The following is a 22,319-nucleotide window of genomic DNA, read 5'->3' as shown; positions in this document are numbered from 1 at the left end:
GACCACCAGCGCGGCCGCCTCGATGGCGGTGCGGCCGGCGAGCGACAGGGTCGGGCGCAGCTCCGTCCTATCGGCCAGCGCGGCCGCGAGCCGGCTCGCCTCGGTGGTGCCGCCGAGGATGAGAAGACGCATGCTCGATCCTATCCGAGCGGCGGGCCGGCTGTGAAGCCGGTGGTCCACGGGGGGGCTTGCGCATGAGCGACGGGGTGCATCCTTGGCTGAGCCTCGTCGGCCTCGGCGAGGACGGGCCGGATGGCCTGTCGCCCGCCGCACGCACCGCCATCGAGGCGGCCGCGCTGGTGGTCGGCGGCGCCCGGCACCTCGCCCTTGCCGGATCGCTGATCCGGGGTGAGGCGCTGTGCTGGCGTTCGCCCCTCGAATCGACGCTCCCCGACATCCTGGCCCGCCAGGGTCAGCCGATCTGTGTGCTGGCAACCGGCGACCCGTTTCACTACGGCGTCGGGGCGTTGCTGGCGCGGCACATCCCCGTTGCCGAGATGCGGTGTTGGCCGCAGCCCTCCGCCTTCAGTCTCATGGCGGCACGGCTCGGCTGGAGCCTCGAGGCATGCCGCTGCCTGTCGGTGCACGGGCGGGCGCTCGGCCGGGTGGTGCCGGCGTTGCGACAGGACGGCCGGCTGATCGCCCTGTCGTGGGACGGCGACACGCCCGCCAGGCTGGCGGCGCTGCTGGTCGAGCGGGGCTTTGGGGCGTCCCTGATCGTCGTCGGCGAGGCGCTCGGTGGCCCGGCCGAGCGACTGCGCCACACGACGGCGGCCGGCTTCGACCTCGATGGCGTGCAGGCCCTCAACACCGTGGCCTGCGCCCTTGTGGCGGAGCCGGGCGCCCGGCAAAGGCCCGCGACCCCTGGCCTGCCGGACGATTGGTTCGCCCACGACGGGCAGATCACCAAGGCGCCGATCCGGGCCATGACGCTTGCGGCCCTGGCGCCGCGCCCCGGCGAGCAACTGTGGGACGTCGGCGCCGGTTCGGGCTCGGTCGGCATCGAGTGGCTGCTGTCCGATGATGCGACGCAGGCCGTCGCGGTCGAGCGCGACGCCGGTCGCGCCGACCGCGTGGCCGCCAATGCGGCCCATTGGGGCGTCGCCGACCGTCTCACTCTGGTGCGGGGCGCGGCACCGACGGCGCTGGCCGAGCTGCCGCCGCCGGATGCGGCCTTCATCGGCGGTGGCCTCACGGAACCCGGCCTGATGGATGCCGTGCAGATGGCGCTGCCGGCCGGCGGGCGCCTCGTGGCCAATGCCGTGACGCTGGAAAGCCAGGCCCTGCTCATGGCGCTGTTCGGCCACCATGGCGGCGATCTCGTCAGCCTGGGCGTGGCGCGCGCCGAACCGGTGGGGGCCTTTCATGGCTTCCGCCCCGCCATGCCGGTGGTCCAATGGCGCTGGGTGAAGCCGTGAGACACTGTGTTCCGGGTCCGAAGCCCTCATTCCGGGGCGCCGCGGGCGAACTCGGAACCGGTGTGGTTCGGCTGGCCTCGCATGGGGCCCCCCGGTTTCGGCTTTCCGCTTGCGCTGCGGCCGGAGTGAGGATACCCGCCTCGTCACAGGCAAGCCCATGATGAGCGCCGAGGCAGAACCGTCAGGCCCACGCTTGTTCATCGGCGTGGGGTGTCGACGCGATTGCGACGCCGAGGCGATCCGAGCCGTCATCAACGCGGCCTGCGCGAACCTCGAGCTTGCTGACGCGGCCGGTCTTTTCACCGTCGAAGGCAAGCACCGGGAAGCCGGCTTGCACGAGGCCGCCCGGACGCTCGGGCTGTCGCTCGGCTTTTTGCCGGCCGATACCCTGGCCGCGATGGCCGGCCGCACCACCCATCGCTCCGCCCGGGTCCTGGCCGCGACCGGCACGCCTAGCGTCGCCGAGGCGGCGGCGCTTGCGGCGGCGGGGCCGGGCGGACGATTGCTGGTGCCGCGCTTGGCCCATGCGACGGCCACCTGCGCTGTGGCGATCCGACCCGGGGAGGGGGCATGACCATTCATTTCATCGGGGCTGGCCCCGGTGCGGCGGACCTCATCACGGTGCGGGGCCGCGACCTCCTGGCCCGCTGTCCGGTGTGCCTTTACGCCGGCTCGCTGGTGCCGGCGGCGCTGCTCGATCATTGCCCGCCCGGCGCCAGGCGAGTCGACACGGCGCCGCTGTCGCTCGATGCGATCCTCGCCTTGATGGCCGAGGCCGATGCGGCCGGCCAGGATGTGGCGCGGCTCCATTCAGGCGATCTGTCGATCTGGAGCGCCATGGCGGAACAAATGCGCCGCCTCGAGGCGCTCGGCATCCCGGTCACGATCACGCCCGGCGTACCGGCCTTTGCGGCTGCGGCCGCGACGCTCGGGCGCGAATTGACCCTGCCGGGCGTCGCCCAGTCCTTGGTGCTGACCCGCACCGGCGGCCGCGCTTCGCCGATGCCCGAGCGCGAAACCTTGGCCGGCTTCGCAGCCACGGGCGCCACCCTGGCGATCCATCTGTCGATCCACGCCCTCGAGCGCGTGGCGGCGGAGCTTGCGCCGCATTACGGCGCCGATTGTGCGGTGGCGCTGGTCTACCGCGCCTCCTGGCCGGACGAACGCGTGCTGCGCGGCACCCTGACCACCATCGTGGCGCGGCATGCCGCCGACCCGATGGAACGCACCGCCATGATCCTGGTGGGGCCCGCCCTGGCGGAGGCGTCGTTCCGCGACAGCGCCCTTTACGACCCCGACTACCGGCGGCGCTATCGCGGCGGCGCCGGGCCGTCGGAGGACGCCTGAGGCGTCGCGCAGGCTTCTCAGGCGGGCCGCACGGCCCTATGGCTGGGCCCACAACGAGCGGAAGGATGGGATTCTGGTGTCGGATGCGTTGGCGGTCATCGCCGAGCGGGTAGGGCTGACGCTGCCGACCTTTGCGCCCGGCACCGTGTGGCTGGTCGGCGCCGGGCCGGGCGATCCGGGCCTGCTGACCCTGCACGCCTTGAACGCCATCGCGGAAGCCGATGTTGTCGTCTACGACGCGCTGGTGGCCGACGAGATCCTGGCTCTTGCACGCGACGGCGCCCTGCTGGAATTCGCCGGCAAGCGCGGCGGCAAGCCTTCGCCGTCGCAACGGGACATCTCCGAACGCTTGATCGAGCTGGCCCGCGACGGCCATCGCGTGCTGCGCCTGAAGGGCGGCGACCCTTTCGTGTTCGGGCGGGGCGGCGAAGAAGCACTGGCCCTGGTGGCGGCCGCGATCCCGTTCCGGGTGGTGCCTGGCGTCACGGCCGGCATCGGCGGCCTCGCTTATGCGGCGATCCCGGCCACGACGCGCGACACCAACCACGCCGTGATCCTGGCCACCGGCCACAAGGCCTCCGACCGCGCGCGCGACCACGATTGGCGGGCGCTGGCCCGCACCGGGCTTCCGATCGTCATCTATATGGGCATGACCTTTCTGGACCGCATCGCTGCCGAGCTGATGGCGGGCGGCCTTGCGCCCGACACGCCCGTGGCCCTGGTGGCAGACGCCACCACCCGCCGGCAGCGCGTGGTGCTGACCACGCTCAGCGAAGCGCGCGCCGCCGCCGACCGGGAGCGCGTCAAGGCGCCGGCCCTTGTAGCGGTGGGCTCGATCGTGGCCCTGCAGCCGGTGCTGGCCCCCTTCGCAATTACGCTTGGGGCGGCGCCATGACGTCCGGCGTCCCCGGAATCGTCGTGGCGGGGCCCCGCTCGGGCTCCGGCAAGACCACCGTGACGCTTGGCCTGCTGCGGGCGTTCACCCGGGCCGGCGTGCGGGTCGCCGGCCTCAAATGCGGGCCGGATTACATCGATCCCGCTTTTCACGCCCGCGCCTGTGGTCGGCCAAGCCTCAACCTCGACGCCTGGGCGATGCCGCCCGGGGCGCTGGCGGGCCTCGCGGCCGAGGCCGCACAAGGCTGCGATCTGGTGATCTGCGAAGGCCTGATGGGCCTTTTCGACGGGGTGCCCGGGCTGCCCGGCCGGGCGGGCTCGACCGCCGACGTCGCGGCCGCGCTCGGCTGGCCGGTGCTGTTGGTGCATGACGTCAGCGGGCAGGCCCAAAGCGCCGCCGCCCAGATCGCCGGCTGCGCGGTTTTCGATCCGCGCATCAGCCTCGGGGGCATCATCCTGAACCGCGTCGGCAGCGCCCGGCACCATGCCCTGGTGGCGGCCGGCCTCGCCCGCACCGGCCTGGACGTGCTGGCGGCCCTGCCGAAGGCGCCCGAGCTGAGCCTGCCGGAACGCCACCTCGGCCTCGTCCAGGCTGAGGAAACCGCCGACCTCGACCGGCGCCTCGATGCCATGGCGGATTTCGTCTCCGCGCACCTGTCGCTCGACGTGGTGCGGGCGCTGGCAAAGCCCTCGGCTGCGATCGGGGCGGACCCGCTCGGAAGCCCGATCCCGCCCCCCGGCCAACGCATCGCGCTGGCCCGCGACGCGGCTTTCTCGTTCGTCTACCCGCATGTGCTCGACGGTTGGCGTCGCGCGGGTGCCGCCATCCTGCCGTTCTCACCGCTGGCCGACGAGCCGCCCCCGGAGGAGGCCGATTGCTGCTGGCTGCCGGGTGGCTATCCCGAACTGCACGGGGGCCGGATCGCCGCGGCGTCGCAATTTCTCGGTGGCCTGCGCGCCTTTGCGACGAGGCGGCCCGTGCATGGCGAGTGCGGCGGTTACATGGTGCTGGGCGAAAGCCTCGTCGATGCGGCCGGCACCGCGCATCCGATGGCCGGGCTGTTGTCGGTGCGGACGAGCTTTGCCAAGCGAAAGCTGCACCTCGGTTATCGCGATGCCGAGACGCTGCAGCCCTCGAGCCTCGGTCCTTCCGGCACGCGCCTGAAGGGGCACGAGTTCCATTATGCCAGCATCGTCGATCTCGGTGGCGACCTGCCCCTGGCCCGGGTGCAGACGGCCTATGACGAGTCGCCGACGCTGGCCGGCAGTCGGCGCGGGCCCGTCTCTGGGACGTTCTTCCATGCCCTTGTTGCGACGCAACAACTTGCCTGAGCGGCCCGGCTTTCCTTAAGGTGCCGTTAAGGTTAAGCGCCGTTAATGGACGCTTCGCTGCCGCCCGGAGCCGACCCGCCATGTGCCGCTGGATTGCCTATCAGGGTGAGCCGATCTTCCTCGACACGCTTGTGGCGGAGCCGGCCCATTCGTTGATCGCGCAGTCGCTGCACGCGGCTGAATGCAAGGCCGCCACCAACGGCGACGGGTTCGGGGTCGGCTGGTACGGTGAGCGCGACGTGCCCGGCCTTTACCGCGAAACGCGGCCGGCCTGGTCGGACGAGAACCTCCGCAATCTGTGTGCCCAGGTGAAGTCGCGCTTGTTCTTCGCCCATGTCCGGTCCTCGACCGGGCCGGCCACCGCGCGGGCCAACTGCCATCCCTTCGCGGTCGGCAACACCATGTTCATGCACAACGGCCAGATCGGCGGCTATCCGGCCGTGAAGCGCCGGCTCGAGGCGCTGATCGCCGACGATCTTTACGCCCACCGGGCCGGTTCCACCGATTCGGAGGCGCTGTTCCTCACGGCGCTGACGAACGGGCTCACGGACGATCCCATCGGCGCCGTGGCGCGGACGCTGCTCGACGTGCAGACGCTGATGCGCGCCGCCTCGGTGAGCGAGCCGTTGCGTTTCGCGGCCGCCACCACGGATGGCACCTGCATTCATGCGTTCCGTTGGGCCTCGGACGGGCGGGCGCCGTCGCTCTATTGGCGGCAGACGCCTCGCAACCTGTTGATCGTGTCCGAGCCGCTCGACGGCGAGCGGGCCCGCTGGCGAGAGGTGCCGCAGGGCTGCGCCCTTATCGCCATGCCGGGCGAACCGGTGCGGCTGGCCCCGATCGAGATGCAGCAGCGCCGCGCCGCCTGAGCCGAGGCTCAGCCGAGCCGGCGCATCACGTTCAGCGCTCGGCGCACCCAGGGCGAGGCAAGGCGCCGGCCGATCTCCTGCACCACGATGGCCCGATGCGCCTCCGACCGGGAGGGCAGGGGTGCCAGAACATCGCCGAGATCCGCCAGCGTCAGGTTGCGGGCGATCGCCAGGCTCCAGAAGCTTATCAGCTCGCGCACCTCCGAGCCCACAAGCCCGACCCACAGGATGCGGCCATGCCGATCCGTCACGACCTTCAGGCTGCCGTCGCGATCCACAGCCAGCAGGGCCCCGCCAGTCTGGCTCAGCGGCCAGCGCCAGATGCGCGCCGCCGCGGCGGCCGGCAGTCGCCCCACCGTCGCGATCTCGGGCAACGTGGCCGACACCACCGGCACGCATTCGGGGCGCAGGCGTCCCGGTACGGGCGTGAAGGCGGTCTTCAGGGCGTGGCCGGCCTGCATGATGCCTTCCGGGCTCGAGCCGGCGCCTGCGGCCCGGCCGATTGCCAGGATGGTGCGGCGGCTGGTGCGCAGCCCTGCGTCGAGCACGAGGCCCTGAGCATTTGTGGCGACGCCGGCCCGCGCGAGGTCGAGGGCCTCGAGCGCCGGGCGCCACGCCTCGGCCAGGATCAGGTGGGTCGCCTCGATCGATGTGCCGTCGGGCAGCCTCGCCTCGACGCCACCCGGGCTCGCTTCTACGCCCTGCAGTGGCCCCGGCACGATCGTGACGCCGTCCTGGCGCAGCTGCGCCAGCAGCGGCGCCGCCAGTTCGGGGTCGACATCCGGCAGCAGGGCGTCGCTCATCAGCGTTACGCGACTTCCCAACCGAGCGAGGCTCTGGGCGATCGAAAGCGCCTCCAGGCCACCGCCGACCACCAGAACCGCGCGCGGCCTTTCGCGCCACTGCCCGACATCCGCCACGGTCAGGCAAGCGCCTTGTGGGAGGCCGGCCGCAAGCCGATGCGATGGCTGGATGCCGCCAGTGGCGATGAACACACGACGCGCCCGGAGGGTCGCGTCGCCGACCTGCAGGGTGGCCGCATCGATGAAACGCGCCCTGCCGCGCAGCAGTCGGACGTTGAGGGCGCCGAATCGGGCATGGCTGCGGTCGGGGGCCGCCGCCGCGAGCGCCTGCGCCAAGCCGGTCCAGGCGGCGGCGTGACGGGCCGGATCGGCGGCGGCACGGGCCAGCATCGCCAGCGTCAGGTCGGGGTTGCGATACCCGCTCTGGTCGCCGTCGTCGACCAGGACGCAGGACAGGCCCAAGGCCACCGCACCCAGGCAGGCCGCGAGCCCGGCCTCGCTGGCCCCGATCACGCAAAGGTCAGGGCGGTCTTGAGTGCTCGACACGGGCCGCGCCCTCCGGCATGCCATGAAACAAGCCCGGCCCTTAGCCCAGCGCACCGCCGCTGGCAAAACGCTGTGTCCCGAGTGTGCCTCGACACGCTCGCCTCGTTGACTTCCCGACACCTTTCGCCCATAAGCCGCCCATCGTGCTCCCCGGGTGCCGAAGGGCCTTGCTGGGAGACTTTCGTCGTGGCCGGCTCGTCCGTTGCCACAAGGCATGAAGATCGAGTGGCCGCATCGGATGCGGCCGGCGGAACCGGAGCAGACACGTGAAGCGCACCTTCCAACCCAGCAAGATCGTGCGCAAGCGCCGCCATGGTTTCCGCGCCCGTATGGCCACCGTGGGTGGCCGCCGCGTCGTGGCGGCACGGCGCGCCCGCGGCCGCAAGCGCCTGTCGGCCTAAGTCGAGCCGCGCGCGGCGGGGGACGGCCGGCTATGGATCATGCCGGCTCGTCCGATGGTCCGTCCCGCGAGCCGCCGCTGCGCTTGAAGAAGCGGAGCGAGTTCTTGCATGTGGCCGGGGGGCGCAAAAGCCACTCGGCCTTGTTCACGATCCAGGCACGTCTTCAGGCGGAACCGGCGGCGTCGCGCGTCGGCCTGACGGTGACCAAGAAGGTCGGCAATGCCGTCGAGCGCAATCGGATCAAGCGCCGGTTGCGTGACGTGCTGCGGCGCGACGGCGGGATCAGCTTCCAGCCCGGCCATGATTATGTCGTGGTGGCGCGGCGTCCGCTGCTCGATGCAGCCTTTTCCGACATCGGCACGGGATTTCGCCTGACGGCCGCCAAGGCCCATGCAAAACCGGGCGGCGGTCGGACCAACGACCGCAACCGGACCCGGCCGTGATTGCGCCATCTGCCTGCCCTAACGGTCGCTTCGCGGCCGTGACCCCATCTCGCAGTGTATGAATGACCGACGATAACAAGAACCTGTATCTGGCCATCGCCCTGTCGATCTTGTTCATCGTCGGCTGGAATTTCTTTTACGGCCTGCCGAAGCTGCATCAGCCGCGTGAAGCGGCTCAGCAGGCCCAGGTGGCGGCCAATGGGGCGCAACCGCCCGGCACCACCGTCAACCCGATCGCCCCCTCGGGCGCCGCCACCACGCCGGCGGGTGTCGCCACCACGGCCGCCGTCGACCGCAGCCGCCAGGATGTGCTGAAGGACAGCCCGCGCGTGGCGCTCGAGACGCCGAGCCTCGCGGGCTCGATCAACCTCAAAGGCGGCCGCATCGACGACGTGTCGCTGAAGGATTACCGCGAGACCGTCGCACCCGACAGCCCGATCATCGACCTGTTGTCGCCGTCCGGCTCGCCGCACCCTTTCTATGTCGAAACGGGATTCGTGGGTCAGCCGGGCGCTACGACACCGATGCCGAATGCCAACACGGTCTGGACGGCCGACAAGGCGAAGCTGACGCCGGCAGAGCCCGTGACCCTAACCTACGACAACGGCCAGGGTCTGGTGTTCCGCCGCACGTTGGCGGTCGATGACAAATACATGTTCACGGTGGCCGACAGCGTCGAGAACAAGACCGCTGCGCCCGTGACGCTGTTCCCCTACGGGCTCGTGTCGCGGCACGGCAAGCCGGTCACCTCCGGCTATGCGGTGCTGCACGAGGGACTGATCGGCGTCGTGGGCGACAGCGGCGTGCAGGAGATCAAGTACGACGCCATCGCCAAGGAGGCGAACGGCACCAAGCTGATGGACGGCACCGGCGGCTGGATCGGGTTCACGGACAAATATTGGGCGGCCGCCGTCGTGCCCGACCAGTCCCAGCCCTACAAGGGCCGGTTCTCGGTGACGGGCCAGGATGAGCCCAAGAACTACCAGACCGACATCCTGGACGATGCCAAGACCGTGGCTCCCGGCGCCATCGGCACCGTGACGTCCCGCGTCTTCGCCGGCGCCAAGGAGGTCAACACCATCAACGCATACCAGTCCAATCTCGGTATTAAGAAGTTCGACCTGCTGATCGACTGGGGCTGGTTCTATTTCATCACCAAGCCTCTGTTCAGCGTCATCGACTATTTCTTCAAGCTGACGGGCAACTTCGGCATCGCCATCCTGATCACGACGATCCTGCTGAAGGGCATCTTCTTCCCGCTCGCCAACAAATCCTACATGTCGATGGCGAAGATGAAGAAGGTGCAGCCGCAGATGGCGGCCATCAAGGAGCGCTTTCCCGACGATCGGGCCAAGCAGCAGCAGGCCACGATGGAGCTCTATAAGTCCGAGAAGATCAATCCGGTCTCGGGCTGCTTGCCGATGCTGATCCAGATCCCGATCTTCTTCTCGCTCTACAAGGTGATCTTCATCACCATCGAGATGCGTCAGGCCCCGTTCTTCGGCTGGATCAGGGATCTGTCGGCGCCCGACCCCACGAGCATCTTCAATCTGTTCGGCCTGATCCCGTTCACGCCGCCCCATATCCTGGCGATCGGGGCTTGGCCGATCATCATGGGCTTCACGATGTTCTTGCAGATGAAGATGCAGCCGGAGCCGCCGGACCCCGTGCAGAAGACCATGTTCAACTGGATGCCGGTGATCTTCACCTACACCCTGTCTGCCTTCCCGTCGGGTCTCGTGATCTATTACAGCTGGAACAACCTGCTGACCGTGTTGCAGCAGTTGCTGATCGCGAAGCGGGCCGGCGCCAAGATCGAGCTGTGGGACAACCTTGGCGGCCTGTTCCGCAAGAAGCCCGCGTGACCGAGGCTGTTACGGCGGACGACATCGAGGTCGGGCGAAAACTGTTCGCCCAACCCTGCGATTTTTTGTGGGGCGCCGATAATGCGGCCGCCCTGCCGCCCATGAGCTTGCCCGAGATCGCCTTTGCGGGGCGTTCCAACGTCGGCAAATCGTCCCTCGTCAACGCGTTGACGGGCCGCAAGGCGCTGGCCCGAACCTCGATCACGCCGGGCCGCACCCAGCAGCTGAACTTCTTCTCCCTCGGCGGCAAGCTGCAACTCGTCGACATGCCGGGCTATGGCTATGCGGCGGTCGGCAAGGAGAAGGTCATCCACTGGACCAAGCTTCAGCAAGATTTTCTGCGCGGCCGGGCGACCTTGTTGCGCGTGTTTCTGCTGATCGATGCCCGGCATGGCCTGAAGCCGATCGACCATGAAACGATGGACGTGTTCGACCGTTCCGCCATCTCGTTCGCGGTGGTGCTGACCAAGGGCGACGCCGTCAAGGCGGCGGGACGCGACGCCGTGGTGACGCAGGTCGGGGCCGATCTGAAGCGGCATCCAGCCGCCTTCCCGACCGTGACGCTGACCTCGGCCGCGGAGTCCATGGGCATTGCTGAGATGCGTGGCGGTATCGTGCAGTTGATGCGCGAGCGCGGTACGACGGCGTAACGGACACCACGGGAGCGCAGGCCATGAGCGGATCGACGATCGCCACTGCCCAGCAACAGGCCGAAACCCTGATGCAGGCGCTGCCCCACATGCTGCGCTACGACGAGGCGACGGTCGTGGTGAAATATGGCGGCCATGCCATGGGGGACGAGACCGTCGCCCGAGAGTTCGCGCGCGACATGGTTTTGTTGGAGCAATCGGGCGTGAACCCGGTGGTGGTGCATGGCGGCGGCCCGCAGATCGGCGCCATGCTGAAGAAGCTCGGCATCGCGTCGCAGTTTTCCGGCGGCCTTCGGGTGACCGACAAGGCGACGGTCGAGATCGTCGAGATGGTGCTATGCGGCTCCATCAACAAGCAGATTGTCGGCTTCATCAATGCCGAGGGTGGGCACGCGATCGGGCTCTGCGGCAAGGACGGCAATATGGTGACGGCCGCCAAGCTGGAGCGCCGCGCCGAATCGATCGACGGCGAGCCCGAGGTCGACCTCGGCTTCGTGGGCGAGCCCGCCAAGGTGGACACCACCGTGCTCGACCAGGTGCTCGGCCGCGACCTCATCCCGGTTCTGGCGCCCGTCGCCCAGGGAGCCGACGGTGAAACCTACAACGTCAACGCCGACACCTTTGCGGGTGCCATCGCGGGGGCGCTCGGGGCCAAGCGGTTGTTGTTTCTCACCGACGTGCCGGGCGTGCTCGACAAAAACAAGCAGCTCATCAAGGAGCTCAGGGTGGATCAGATCCGCGGCCTCATCGCGGACGGCACCATCACGGGCGGGATGATCCCCAAGGTCGAGACCTGCATCTATGCGCTGGAGCAGGGTGTCGAGGGCGTCGTCATCCTGGACGGTAAGATGCCGCATGCGGTGCTGGTGGAACTGCTGACCGACCATGGTGCCGGCACGCTGATCACGCGGTGAGTCCGTCGCCGACCACCATGGGGGCGCTACTCGGATCCGTCGCCGCCGTGCCGACCGAGACCGAGCTGACGCGACTTGGCGCCAGCTTCGCCGGGGTGGACACATGGGTGTTCGACCTCGACAACACGCTGTACCCGGCCGGCAGCACCATCTGGCCGGCCGTAGACATCCGCATCACTCTTTATCTGGCCAACCTGTTCGGCCTCGACGGCCTGTCGGCTCGAGCTCTACAGAAATATTACTACCAGCGCTACGGCACGACGCTGCGCGGTTTGATGGAGGAGCAGGCGGGATCGGCCGATGTGTTCCTCGATTTCGTGCACGACATCGACCGGACAGGCTTGGCCCCGAACCCGGAGCTCGGTCGCGCCCTGACGGCGCTGCCCGGGCGCAAGCTGATCTTCACCAACGGTTCGCGCGATCATGCGATGCGCACCACGGAGCAGCTTGGCTTCCCGGACGTCTTCGAGGACATCTTCGATATCGTGGCGGCCGAGCTGGTGCCGAAACCCGAAGCGGCCGTCTACGACCGGTTCCTGGCTCGCCATGCGGTCGATCCGGTCCGGGCCGTGATGGTCGAGGATCTCGCCCGCAACCTCGTAGTGCCGCACGCGCTGGGTATGCGGACCGTGCTGGTGTCGCCACGCGGCCGTGACCATCGGGAACGCTGGGAGGCCGAAGGGATCGGCGCGCCCCATGTGGACTTCGTCACCGACGATCTCGCCGGCTTCCTGAGGGCGGTCACCCTTGCGCGCTTTAGCGACGTGGCCGAGAACGACCGGACGGCCTGAACGGCCGTCCGTCATTGACGCCTCAATCCTGCAACAGGCGCTTGAACAGCTCGAGCTCCTCGGCCAGCGTCGTTTCGGCCGCGCACAGGTTCTCGATCTTGCGCACCGCATGCAGCACGGTTGTGTGGTCGCGCCCCCCGAAGCGACGGCCGATCTCGGGAAGCGAGCGCGGCGTCAGGGCTTTGGAGAGATACATGGCGATCTGGCGCGGCCGCACCACGGTCGCGGTGCGACGGGACGACAGAATGTCGGCGCGGCTGACGTTGTAGTGGCTGGCCACCAGCTTCTGGATGTCCTCGATCTTGACGCGCTTCGGTTCGCGCGTGCGGATCAGATCCCGGATGGCGGTTTCTGCCGTTTCGACCGTATGGGGCCGGGCCGACAGGGTCGCATGGGCCATCAACCGATTGACGGCCCCGTCGAGGTCGCGACCGTTGGTGGTGATGACGCTCGCCACATAGGCCATCACGGTGGGGCTGAGCTCGAAGCCCGGCTGGATCACCTGGGCCACCGCGACGCGTGCTTCGACGATGCGCTGGCGCAAGGCCTCGTCGAGCGACTCGATCTCGACGCAGAGCCCGCCCGCTAGGCGTGAACGCACCCGCTCTTCGAGCGCCTCGAGTTCGCCCGGCGGCCTGTCGGCCGCGATCACCACCTGCCGGCCGTCGTCGATCAGCGCATTCAGGGTGTGGCAGAACTCCGTCTGAATCGACTTGCCCTGCAGGAACTGCACGTCGTCGATGATCAGCACGTCGATGGCCCGCAGGCGCTCCTTGAACGCGATGGCGGTCTGGGCCTTCAGCGATGCCACGAAGCCATACATGAACTTCTCGGCCGTGAGATAGATCACCCGCCGGCCCGAATCCGTCACGGCCTGGGCGGTTGCCTGCAGCAGGTGGGTCTTGCCCAGGCCTACGGCCGCATGGATGTAGAGCGGCGAATACAGCAGCGGCTCACCGGCCTTGGCTTCGGCGACCCGCTGGGCCGCCACCTGGGCCAATTGGTTCGATCGGCCCACCAGGAAGGTCGAGAAGCTCAAGCGGCGGTCGAGCGGCGAACCGCCGAGCCCATCGGCCGGCGTGGCGGCGTCCTTGTCGGCAGGGCGGGGCGCCTTGCGGTTGTCCTGCACGGCGACGTCGGTCGCTCGCAGGACGTCTTCGCGCTCGCTGCCCGAGGTACGGGCTTCATCGGCTACAGCGCGAGGCGCCGCCGCGGCACGGCTCGCCGACCGCAGCGCAATGGCGAGATGCGTCACCTCGGGGAACTCGGCCGTCAGGACGCCGAGCAGTCGGTCGAGATAATGCGACTGGATCCAGGTCTTCAGAAACGTGGTGGGGACCGACAGGTTGGCCCGCCCATCGACGATGCTGATGAGTTCCAGGCGAGCGAACCAAGCATTGTAGACGGCATCGCCGACGCTGGCGCGAAGACGGCGGCAGGCATCGGCCCAGCCTTCCGCCATGGAGGGAGCGGCGGGAGCCTGCAGGGTTCCGGCGTCGGCCGGTCCGCGAAAGGAAGCGTCCGGGCGCGTGATCTGGCGAGCGGTCATGGGCCTATCGATGGGTCGGAGAAGAGCGGACAGCGGGTCGGTCAATTCTGCGCCCACGGCAGCCGCAACGCCTTCCACCCCGCCACCGAGCCTCGGTGGTGATCGCTGTCCGGCGGACCCTCGAATCCACCCGAAACATTGTAGCAGCGCGAATGTCCGGCGGCCGCCATCGTGGCGGCTGCCGCTTGGCTTCTGGCGCCCGACCGGCAAAGAAACAGCAAGGGCGCATCGGCGGGCAGGTTGTCCTGCTTCAAGGCGTCTTCGAGCATGCGAACGAAACCGGTGTTCACCTGCATGGTCGGATAGGATTGCCATTCGAGGAGCACAGGGTCCCGGCCGAAGGCGGACAGGTCGGGGATGCCGACGAACTGCCACTCGGGCTGCGTCCTGACGTCGATCAGCACCGCGTTCGGCTCAGACTGCAGCAGCTTGAAGGCCTCTTCGGGCGACACGTCGCCTGCATAATTCGTTGTCATAGCGCCTGCCTCGTCATTCCGCTCGATCACCGATAGTCGAAGAGCGTTAAAGAAACCGCCGGAACAGGTCTGGCCGTCAATAAGTCCGGGTATTCAGACACAATTACTAATATAAGCCGATACAGAAAACGTTATTGCTCCAGAACTACTTGGAGGCCAACGCTAACAACAAAAATATATCTGTGAAATCGACACGCTTGCGACTGACTGTCGACCCTTAGACGTTACACAGGGCTCCAAGACTCTGCAACCGACTCAGCGCAAGATTCGGATCGGCGCGGATGGAGGCGTTATGCCCAGGTTTCGGTGGCGAACCCGTCAGAATGGCTAAGTGCGTGAAATGCGGCGCTGATTCGGCCGAGTCATGGCGTCGCAGATCGGCCTGCGACTCGGTGTCTGAACCGGAGCGCCAAAGGCCGGTTTGCGAGAGTCAAGGTGCTGACAAACTTCCGGTTTTGGCCTTTTGCCGATAAACGCATGAATCCGCAGCGCATTTCCTGCGCGGGCCCGAACCGGGCGGATATAAAATCCATGTTGCGGCAAAATGACGGTCCAGTGACGCCGGGCCGCCACGCCGTTCAGCTGAACAGCGACCGGATCTGCGCCATGAAGGGCGGCTTCTTCGACTCGGCCAAGCGCCCGAGGAAGCTTTCGACCCAGTGGGCGATGTCGTGCTTCTCGATGCGGGCGAACATGGCCGTATGACGGCTTTTGCGTTCGTCGCGCGGCATCATCAGGGCGGTCTTCATGGCAGCCGCCATGCCTTCCGTTTCGTGCGGATTGACCATGACGGCGCCGTCGAGTTCTGCTGCGGCTCCGGCGAACTGCGACAGGATGAGCACCCCTGGGTCTTCCTTATCCTGTGCCGCGACATATTCCTTGGCCACAAGGTTCATGCCGTCGCGGAGCGGCGTCACGAGTGCGGCGGCGGCCTCCCGGAACACACCCGCCAGATCCGATCGCCCGTAGGATCGGTTGATGTAGCGGATCGGCGTCCAGGCGGCTTCGCCGAAGCGGCCGTTGACGTCGCCAACCAGCTCGTTCACGGCGCGGCTCATATCCCCATATTCCGGGATCTCGGCCCGGCTTTTCGGGGTCACCTGCAAAAACACCACGCGGTTGCGCCACGTCGGCTCGGTTTCCAAGAAATGATCGAAGCCCTCGATCCGGTGGACGATGCCCTTCGAATAATCCAGGCGATCCACGCCGATGAACATCTGCCGCCCGGACAACGAGTCCCGCAGCTCGCGCAGGAACTCCGATTTGGTCGCCGTCTCGGCTTCGGCGGCATAGTCGGCCGTTTCTATGCCGACCGGAAAGGTGCCGATGCGGGTGACGCGCCCGTCGTGCTGGTAGGAGCTTCCGTCGCGTGCCATGTGGGCGCCCGAGATCTGCAGGTAGCGCGCATAATTGTCGCGATCGTTGTCGGTCTGAAACCCGATCAGGTCGTAATGGCTCATCACGCCGAGGCTCTGCTCCTGGCGCGGGATGGTGAAGAGCAGGTCCGGCGGCGGGCAGGGGATGTGCAGGAAGAAGCCGAGCGGGTTCTGGTGGCCGCGCGAGCGAAGCTCCCGCGCCAGGGGGATCAGGTGGTAATCGTGCACCCAGACGAGGTCGTCGGGCTGCAGGATCTTCGACAGCTTATCGGCGAAGAGCCCGTTGACCCTGAGGTATCCCGACAAGTCCGAGCGGCTGAACTCCGCCAGATCGACGCGGTAATGCAGGATCGGCCACAGCACCCGGTTGGCGAAGCCGTTGTAATATTCCTGGTGGTCGGCCGAGGCGAGGTCGGTCACCACATAGGTGATCCCGTCCCGCTCGACGACGGCCGGTTCGGTGTTCGGGTTGTCATCGATCTTGCCGCTCCAGCCGAACCACACGCCTGGGCGGTCCTTGAAGGCGGCCTTGACGGCGACCGCCAGGCCACCGGGTGGCGGCGGCTTGCCGGGCTCCGGTACGGTTACGCGGTTCGAAACGATCACAAGTCGAGACAAGGGGCGTCCTTTCGCTCTCGTGACCGCCGCGTTGCGGCCGGCATCAGGTTATAGACCAGACGCCCGGAAGACGCCGCGCCTTTCTTCGACGGGATCGTATCGCCTCGAGCCGACGGACCTGGGGGCTCGTTCCCGATGGAGCACCCGTGAACCGGACCGGGAACGCCGACGCGAGCCTTTGGCCCACCGGCGGTCATCCGATCCCCAAGGACGGCAAATGCGCGTTCCTGCTTCAGCTCGCTGTCTGTCATCCTGGTGGCTTAGGCCCTGATTCGCCCCCTGGCTGTCAACACGGCCCTTAGGATGGCAGGGGTTTGGCCAAGCTTTGCGACAGGCTGGAAAGCCATGTTCGGACCGCCTCAGGGTCGGCGAAATGGCCGGACGTGCCATCCCGCGCCGTGGTCACCGAATAGGCAAGGCCGCCATGGGCGATCGCCCGGTCGAAGCCCGGCAGATCGGTCACGTCGTCGCCGACGAAGATCGGGCGCCGCCCCTCGAACGGGGCACGGCTCATGAAGCGATCGACCGCGGTGCCCTTGTCGAAACCGGCGTGCTTGACCTCGAACACCATGTGGCCCGGGAGGATGCGGCACCCCTCCGCGTCCGGCTCGTGCAGCAGCGCCTCGATCTCGTGTCGCAACACCGCTCCGAGCGCCGGCGCCGCCCTGTAGTGGATCGCGACCGAGAAGCCCTTATCCTCCACGAGGGTGCCCGGGTGGCGCCCAGCGGTGGCCTGCAACGCTGCGATGAGCGTCGGTGCGAGGCGAAACGTCGATGCGGCTTCGACCGGCTCGGTCGGATAAAATCGCATCTCGGCGCCGTGCACCCCGCTTGTGGCAAGGCGCAGCGGGGCGAAGATCGCATCGAGGTCCGCAATCGACCGCCCACTGACCAGAGCGATCGCGCCATCGAGCTTCTTGTCGAGGCTCGACAGGGCGAGGTTGAGCTCTGGTGGCACCCGGACGCCATCCGGTACGGCCGCAATATCCAGCAGGGTGCCGTCGACATCCAGAAACAAGGCGACGGGTTCGACGGGGATTTTCGGAAGCAAGAACAAACCTGTCTGGATGAGACGCATCATGTGGCGCCGGAAACCTAGGCCTGAACGCGGTGTCGGCAAGGCTCAGCTCAAGCGATTGTCATCCAAAGCTGGAACAAGTCAGAACACCGCACGTTTTTTTCCTGCTAGCCTTGTGCCGCATCGTTCGGAGTTCAGTATGAAGATCGCGCAGATCGCCCCTTTGATGGAAAGCGTCCCGCCTAGGTTGTACGGCGGCACGGAACGCATCGTTTCCTGGCTGACCGAGGAACTGGTGGCCCAGGGCCATGATGTGACGCTTTTCGCCAGCGGCGACAGCGTGACCGGCGCAACCCTTGTGCCCTGCACCACGGAGGCGATCCGCCTCTCGGAAACGATGAAGGAGTATATGCCCTATTACACCATGATGGTGGATCGGGTATCCCGCCTGTCGCGCGCCTTCGATATCGTGCATTTCCACATCGACATGTTCCAGTTTCCGCTGTTCCGCGGCATGGAGCACAAGACGATGACCACCCTGCATGGTCGGCAGGACATGCCCGATCTCTATCCCTTCTATCGCGCCTTTCCGAAGATGCCCCTCGTATCAATTTCGGACTCGCAGCGGTTGCCGGTTCCGGACGCCAACTTCGCCGGCACGGTTCTGCACGGGCTTCCCGCCAATCTGCATCAGGCGAACTTGAACCCGGCTGATGGCGGCTATCTGGCGTTTCTCGGCCGCATCTCTCCCGAGAAGCGTCCCGACCGTGCCATCAAGCTGGCTCGTTCCGTCGGCATGCCGCTGAAGATCGCGGCCAAGGTCGACAAGGTCGATACGGAATATTTCGACCAGATCATCAAGCCGCTTCTCAATGAAGGCAGCGACGTCGAATTCGTCGGCGAGGTGGATGAGCGCGGCAAGACCAAGTTCCTCGGCAACGCCAGGGCCCTGTTGTTCCCGATCGATTGGCCGGAGCCCTTTGGCTTGGTAATGATCGAGGCCATGGCCTGCGGCACCCCGGTGCTGGCCTTCAACCACGGCTCGGTGCCCGAAGTCATCGACGACGGTATCACCGGTCGCATCGTCGGATCGATGGAGGAGGCGGTCGCAGCCTTGCCGTCCGTGCTGGCGCTCGATCGTCGGGCGGTCCGGGCGCGCTTCGACGAGCGGTTCACGGCAGCCCGCATGGCCCGCGATTACGTGAAGCTGTACCAGAAGCAGATCGATATGGGCGAAGGCGCCCATGCGGGCGAGCGGGGGCGGATCGAGGCGGAACGGTCGATCTCCTCGATCATGCCGTTGTCGGATTTGTCGACCGGACGGACGCTCCTCACCGGCGAGACAAAGCCGCGGGTTAGCTGAACCATGCTTGATCAGGCCAATGGGGCATCCGAGCAGGGTGCCTTCTACATTCAGGCGACGGGGCCGTCTTCGCGGCCACGTCACACCTTGAAGCAGGGGAACACCTTTGCGGTTTGCGACAGCCACGGCGACGTCGGCGCTTCGCCGGGCGGCCCCGATGGCCTGTTCAACAACGACACGCGTTTTCTGTCGCGCCTTGAGCTACTGATCAACGGCACGCAGCCGTTGCTGCTCGGGTCGCGCATCCGCGACGACAATATCTCGTTGTCGGTCGATCTGACGAATGCCGACATTTATCAGGCCGGTCAGATCGCCTTGTCGCGCGACACGATCCACATCGTGCGGACCCTATATCTATGGGGTGACGTGGCGCACCAGCGCATTCATGTCAGCAACTACGGCGGCGCCCCTGTGGCGTTCAGCATTTCGCTGACGTTCGACTGCGACTTCCTCGACCTGTTCGAGGCGCGTGGCATGAAGCGCGAACGGCGTGGCACCGTGGCGCCGCCGACCGTCGAGGGGCCGCGCGTGCGCGTCGCCTATGCGGGGCTCGATACGACGCCACGCAGCACGATTCTGGCTTTTGAGCCGACGCCCGATCGCCTCGCCGCGCATGAGGCGACCTATCAGTTGCAGCTCGAGGGTGGCGGATCGACTACCTTGTTTCTGTCCACCGAGTGCCATGGCCTCGACCAGCCGCAGCCGGAGACCTTCTTCAAGGGCTTCATGAAGGCCAATCGGGCCGAAAAAGCCGCGACCCGCGATATCGTCACGGTCGAAACCTCGAACGACATCTTCAACGAGGTGATGGATCGCTCGTCGGCCGATCTCGCGATGCTGATCACCCAGACGGCCCAGGGGCCTTACCCCTATGCGGGAACGCCCTGGTATTCGACGACCTTTGGCCGGGACGGTATCATCACGGCCATGCAGATGCTGTGGATCGACCCGCGGGTCGCCAAGGGCGTGCTGCAGCGGTTGGCGCATTACCAGGCCGATGCTTTCGATGGCCCTTCGGATGCGGAACCCGGCAAGGTGCTGCATGAAATGCGCGGCGGCGAAATGGCGGCGCTCCGCGAGGTGCCGTTCGGGCTTTATTACGGCACCATTGACGCCACCCCGTTGTTCATCGTGCTGGCCGGACAATATCTGCAGCGCACCGGGGACGAAGACGCCATCCGCCAACTCTGGCCTGCCATCACGCGCGCCTTGCTCTGGATGGACGAGTCGGGTGATCGCGACGGCGACGGATTTCTGGAATATTTTCGGGCCACCGACGCCGGCCTGCAGAACCAGGGCTGGAAAGATTCCTTCGATTCCGTGTTCCATGCCGACGGCACGCTGGCCGAGGGGCCGATCGCACTGGTCGAGGTGCAGGGCTATGCCTATGCGGCCAAGCGGATGGCGGCGCTTTGTGCGTCCCGGCTCGGCATGCACGAGCAGGCGATCGAGCTCGATCGGCAGGCTGCCGCCCTGGCCGACGCCTTCGAACAGCAATTCTGGTGCGAGGAGATCGGCACCTATGCGGTGGCGCTCGATGGCCGGAAGCAGCCGTGCCGGGTGCGCACCTCCAATGCCGGCCAGGTATTGTGGAGCGGCATCGCACGGCCCGGCCGGGCCCGCATCGTGGCCGACGGCCTTGTGGCGCCGAACTTCTTTTCCGGATTCGGTATCCGGACCGTGCCGATCGGCGAGCCGCGCTACAATCCGATGTCGTATCACAACGGCTCCATCTGGCCGCACGACAACAGCTTGATTGCGCTTGGCATGGCCCGGTATGGCCTGCTCGACCATGTCGAGCGGGTGTTCGAGGGCTTGTTTGCCACGGCGACCTATATGGACCTGCGTCGCCTGCCGGAACTGTTCTGCGGCTTCCGCCGTCGGCGCGGTGCGGCGCCGACCCTTTATCCCGTTGCCTGCTCGCCGCAGGCCTGGGCGGCCGGCACCCCGTTCATGCTGCTGCAGGCGATGCTGGGGCTCGAATTCGATCCGGTGACGCGGTCCATTCATTTCAACAATCCGAAGCTGCCAAGCTCCTTGGATGAATTGACCATTTGCAACCTTGGGTTTGCCGAAGCCCAGGTGGATGTCACCCTGAGGCGCGTCGGCGAGCATGTGGCGCTGCGGGTCATCCGCAGCGTCGGCAGCATCCAGGTGTCGATGAACCTGTCCTGATCCGATGGGACGCGTTTCGCGACAGCGAGGCGCGTCAGCCGTTCGGGCGCGAGCGGGCCACGATGGCACTCGTCGACTGGTCGTCGACGAGGTCGATCAATGCGACGCTGCCACCGCGCTGCTTGACGAAATCGGCGCCGACCACCTGATCCTCGCGGTAGTCCGCACCCTTCACCAGCAGGTCGGGCTCGAGCGCACGGATCAGCTCGTAGGGCGTATCCTCATCGAACAGCACCACCGCGTCGACGCAACCGAGCGCCGCCATCACGGTGGTCCGGGCATCCTGGCCCTGAACCGGACGGGTCGGGCCCTTCAGCCGACGCACCGACGCATCCGTGTTGAGCCCGACCACCAGCCGGTCACAGCGCGACGCGGCCTCGCGGAGCAACCTGACGTGGCCCGGATGGAGAATGTCGAAGCAGCCGTTGGTGAACCCGACCCGATGGCCTTGCTGGCGCCAGACCGCACGCAACCGGACGGCTTCGGCGCGGCTGATCGCTTCGCTGGCCGCAGTCGGCTCGGCCCGCAGCGCCTGCGTGAGTTCGCCGATGCTCAGGGTCGCGGTGCCGTGCTTCGTCACCACCAGCCCTGCGGCCACATTGGCGAGGCTGACGGCCTCCCCGAGGTCGAGCCCGGCCGCGAGACTGGCGGCCAGCACCGCCACCACGGTATCGCCCGCACCCGACACGTCGAAGACTTCACGCGCCTGCGCCGGAACGTGCAAGACGGGCCGATCCGGTGCCACCAGGCTCATGCCGCGTTCCGAACGCGTCACCAGGATGGCGGCGCCTGTGGCCGCCATGGCGTAGCGCGCCGCCGCTTCCACCTCGGTGTCGCTGTTGCAGGGAAGGCCGGTGGCCTGTTCGAGTTCGGAGCGGTTCGGCGTGATCAGCGTGGCGCCGCGATAGGGTGTCCAGTCCGGCCGCTTCGGATCGACGATCACCGGGCAGCCTTGAGCGATGCTTCGTGCCACGACCGCACCGATGATGTCGGGCGTGAGCGTGCCCTTGCGATAATCGGACAACACCACGACGCCTGACCCTGGCTGCAGCGCCTCGAAGCGATCGAGCAGCATGGTCTGCGCGGTCGCGTCGAGGTCGCGCGCATCTTCCCGGTCGAGGCGGAGCAGTTGCTGCCCGTGGCTGACGAAGCGCGTCTTCAGCGTGGTCGGCCGTGCCGGGTCGGCCACCAGGGCGGACATCAGTGTTTCGCTCCAGCCTGCCAGCACGGCGGCGAGATCGGCGGCCGTCGCATCGGCGCCGGTGACGCCGAGCAAGCGCACGCTGCCGCCGAGCGCCGCAATGTTAGCCGCCACATTGGCGGCACCTCCCGGCACGTCCTGCTGCCGATCCCAGGCCAGCACGGGGACCGGCGCCTCGGGCGACAAACGGCCGGCATGGCCGTGGATGTAGCGGTCGAGCATCACGTCGCCGACCACCAGCACCGTGCCGCGGCCCGCGAAGGTCAGCAT

20 protein-coding genes are annotated in these 22,319 nt (G+C 67.3%); 14 read left to right on the top strand and 6 right to left on the bottom strand.

Translation table 11 applies throughout. The features are described from left to right. The first annotated feature begins 194 nt into the window (after window positions 1-194). The 6 genes from cbiE (at window position 195) to P7D22_RS05725 (ending at window position 5,860) form a co-directional block, all read left to right on the top strand. Window positions 195-1,418 (top strand): precorrin-6y C5,15-methyltransferase (decarboxylating) subunit CbiE, encoded by a 1,224-nt coding sequence (gene cbiE, locus P7D22_RS05750; protein WP_319933258.1) that lies wholly within the window; start codon window positions 195-197, stop codon window positions 1,416-1,418. A gap of 157 nt (window positions 1,419-1,575) precedes the next feature. Next, entirely contained in the window at window positions 1,576-1,992 is a 417-nt protein-coding gene (locus P7D22_RS05745) for a cobalamin biosynthesis protein (RefSeq protein ID WP_319933257.1), read from the top strand. Continuing rightward, entirely contained in the window at window positions 1,989-2,765 is a 777-nt protein-coding gene (cobM, locus tag P7D22_RS05740) for a precorrin-4 C(11)-methyltransferase (RefSeq protein ID WP_319933256.1), read from the top strand. The genes P7D22_RS05745 and cobM overlap by 4 nt, the downstream gene beginning before the upstream one ends. 76 nt (window positions 2,766-2,841) lie before the next feature. Beyond that, window positions 2,842-3,660, top strand: a complete 819-nt coding sequence (gene cobA / locus P7D22_RS05735) for a uroporphyrinogen-III C-methyltransferase (protein ID WP_319933255.1) — start codon at window positions 2,842-2,844, stop codon at window positions 3,658-3,660. After that, on the top strand, window positions 3,657-4,991 hold the full coding sequence (locus P7D22_RS05730; protein ID WP_319933254.1) for a cobyrinate a,c-diamide synthase: 1,335 nt from the start codon (window positions 3,657-3,659) through the stop codon (window positions 4,989-4,991). The genes cobA and P7D22_RS05730 overlap by 4 nt, the downstream gene beginning before the upstream one ends. A gap of 80 nt (window positions 4,992-5,071) precedes the next feature. Continuing rightward, complete coding sequence (locus P7D22_RS05725) at window positions 5,072-5,860, top strand: class II glutamine amidotransferase (protein WP_319933253.1); 789 nt, start codon at window positions 5,072-5,074, stop codon at window positions 5,858-5,860. An 8-nt stretch (window positions 5,861-5,868) separates the two neighbouring features. Here the strand turns inward: P7D22_RS05725 and P7D22_RS05720 are convergent, their stop codons facing one another. Further along, on the bottom strand, window positions 5,869-7,209 hold the full coding sequence (locus P7D22_RS05720) for an FAD-dependent oxidoreductase (protein WP_319933252.1): 1,341 nt from the start codon (window positions 7,207-7,209) through the stop codon (window positions 5,869-5,871). 266 nt (window positions 7,210-7,475) lie between these two features. Between P7D22_RS05720 and rpmH the strand changes: the two genes are divergently transcribed. The 6 genes from rpmH to P7D22_RS05690 all read left to right on the top strand — a co-directional run bounded on the left by rpmH (window position 7,476) and on the right by P7D22_RS05690 (window position 12,273). Continuing rightward, window positions 7,476-7,610: a 50S ribosomal protein L34 gene (rpmH, locus tag P7D22_RS05715; protein WP_319933251.1), complete on the top strand. Its 135-nt coding sequence runs from the start codon at window positions 7,476-7,478 to the stop codon at window positions 7,608-7,610. A 32-nt stretch (window positions 7,611-7,642) separates the two neighbouring features. Beyond that, complete coding sequence (rnpA, locus tag P7D22_RS05710) at window positions 7,643-8,053, top strand: ribonuclease P protein component (RefSeq protein ID WP_319933250.1); 411 nt, start codon at window positions 7,643-7,645, stop codon at window positions 8,051-8,053. A 62-nt stretch (window positions 8,054-8,115) separates the two neighbouring features. Then, window positions 8,116-9,918, top strand: coding sequence for a membrane protein insertase YidC (gene yidC, locus P7D22_RS05705; RefSeq protein ID WP_319933249.1), 1,803 nt, complete (start codon window positions 8,116-8,118; stop codon window positions 9,916-9,918). Then, window positions 9,915-10,568 (top strand): ribosome biogenesis GTP-binding protein YihA/YsxC, encoded by a 654-nt coding sequence (gene yihA / locus P7D22_RS05700; protein ID WP_319933248.1) that lies wholly within the window; start codon window positions 9,915-9,917, stop codon window positions 10,566-10,568. The genes yidC and yihA overlap by 4 nt, the downstream gene beginning before the upstream one ends. A gap of 23 nt (window positions 10,569-10,591) precedes the next feature. Then, window positions 10,592-11,482: an acetylglutamate kinase gene (argB, locus tag P7D22_RS05695; RefSeq protein WP_319933247.1), complete on the top strand. Its 891-nt coding sequence runs from the start codon at window positions 10,592-10,594 to the stop codon at window positions 11,480-11,482. Between the two features lie 17 nt (window positions 11,483-11,499). Continuing rightward, window positions 11,500-12,273 carry a pyrimidine 5'-nucleotidase gene (locus P7D22_RS05690; RefSeq protein WP_442916032.1) on the top strand — a complete coding sequence of 258 codons (774 nt, stop codon included), beginning with the start codon at window positions 11,500-11,502 and terminating at the stop codon, window positions 12,271-12,273. 22 nt (window positions 12,274-12,295) lie between these two features. On the opposite strand, the gene dnaA is transcribed toward P7D22_RS05690, so the two are convergent. The 4 genes from dnaA to otsB form a co-directional block, all read right to left on the bottom strand. Beyond that, a complete protein-coding gene (gene dnaA, locus P7D22_RS05685) occupies window positions 12,296-13,735 on the bottom strand; it encodes a chromosomal replication initiator protein DnaA (protein ID WP_319933266.1) in 1,440 nt (479 codons plus the stop codon). Window positions 13,736-13,863: 128 nt separating this feature from the next. Continuing rightward, on the bottom strand, window positions 13,864-14,298 hold the full coding sequence (locus tag P7D22_RS05680; protein ID WP_319933245.1) for a rhodanese-like domain-containing protein: 435 nt from the start codon (window positions 14,296-14,298) through the stop codon (window positions 13,864-13,866). A gap of 578 nt (window positions 14,299-14,876) precedes the next feature. Then, window positions 14,877-16,292 (bottom strand): alpha,alpha-trehalose-phosphate synthase (UDP-forming), encoded by a 1,416-nt coding sequence (locus tag P7D22_RS05675; RefSeq protein ID WP_319933244.1) that lies wholly within the window; start codon window positions 16,290-16,292, stop codon window positions 14,877-14,879. Window positions 16,293-16,590: 298 nt separating this feature from the next. Continuing rightward, complete coding sequence (gene otsB / locus P7D22_RS05670; RefSeq protein WP_319933243.1) at window positions 16,591-17,343, bottom strand: trehalose-phosphatase; 753 nt, start codon at window positions 17,341-17,343, stop codon at window positions 16,591-16,593. A 166-nt stretch (window positions 17,344-17,509) separates the two neighbouring features. On the opposite strand from otsB, the gene P7D22_RS05665 reads away from it, so the two are divergent. Then, the gene (locus tag P7D22_RS05665) at window positions 17,510-18,673 is read left to right on the top strand and encodes a glycosyltransferase family 4 protein (RefSeq protein WP_319933242.1); all 1,164 of its coding nucleotides are present in this window, start codon (window positions 17,510-17,512) and stop codon (window positions 18,671-18,673) included. A 3-nt stretch (window positions 18,674-18,676) separates the two neighbouring features. Continuing rightward, window positions 18,677-20,848, top strand: coding sequence for an amylo-alpha-1,6-glucosidase (locus tag P7D22_RS05660; RefSeq protein ID WP_319933241.1), 2,172 nt, complete (start codon window positions 18,677-18,679; stop codon window positions 20,846-20,848). A 34-nt stretch (window positions 20,849-20,882) separates the two neighbouring features. Here P7D22_RS05660 and hldE read toward each other — a convergent pair whose 3' ends face one another. Beyond that, on the bottom strand, window positions 20,883-22,319 hold the full coding sequence (hldE, locus tag P7D22_RS05655; RefSeq protein ID WP_319933240.1) for a bifunctional D-glycero-beta-D-manno-heptose-7-phosphate kinase/D-glycero-beta-D-manno-heptose 1-phosphate adenylyltransferase HldE: 1,437 nt from the start codon (window positions 22,317-22,319) through the stop codon (window positions 20,883-20,885).

The sequence above is a fragment of the Lichenihabitans sp. Uapishka_5 genome, from assembly GCF_033947565.1.
Taxonomy (GTDB): domain Bacteria; phylum Pseudomonadota; class Alphaproteobacteria; order Rhizobiales; family Beijerinckiaceae; genus Lichenihabitans.
The sequence above is the reverse complement of the archived record's forward strand: the minus strand, read 5'-3'. Positions and strand labels throughout refer to the sequence as shown.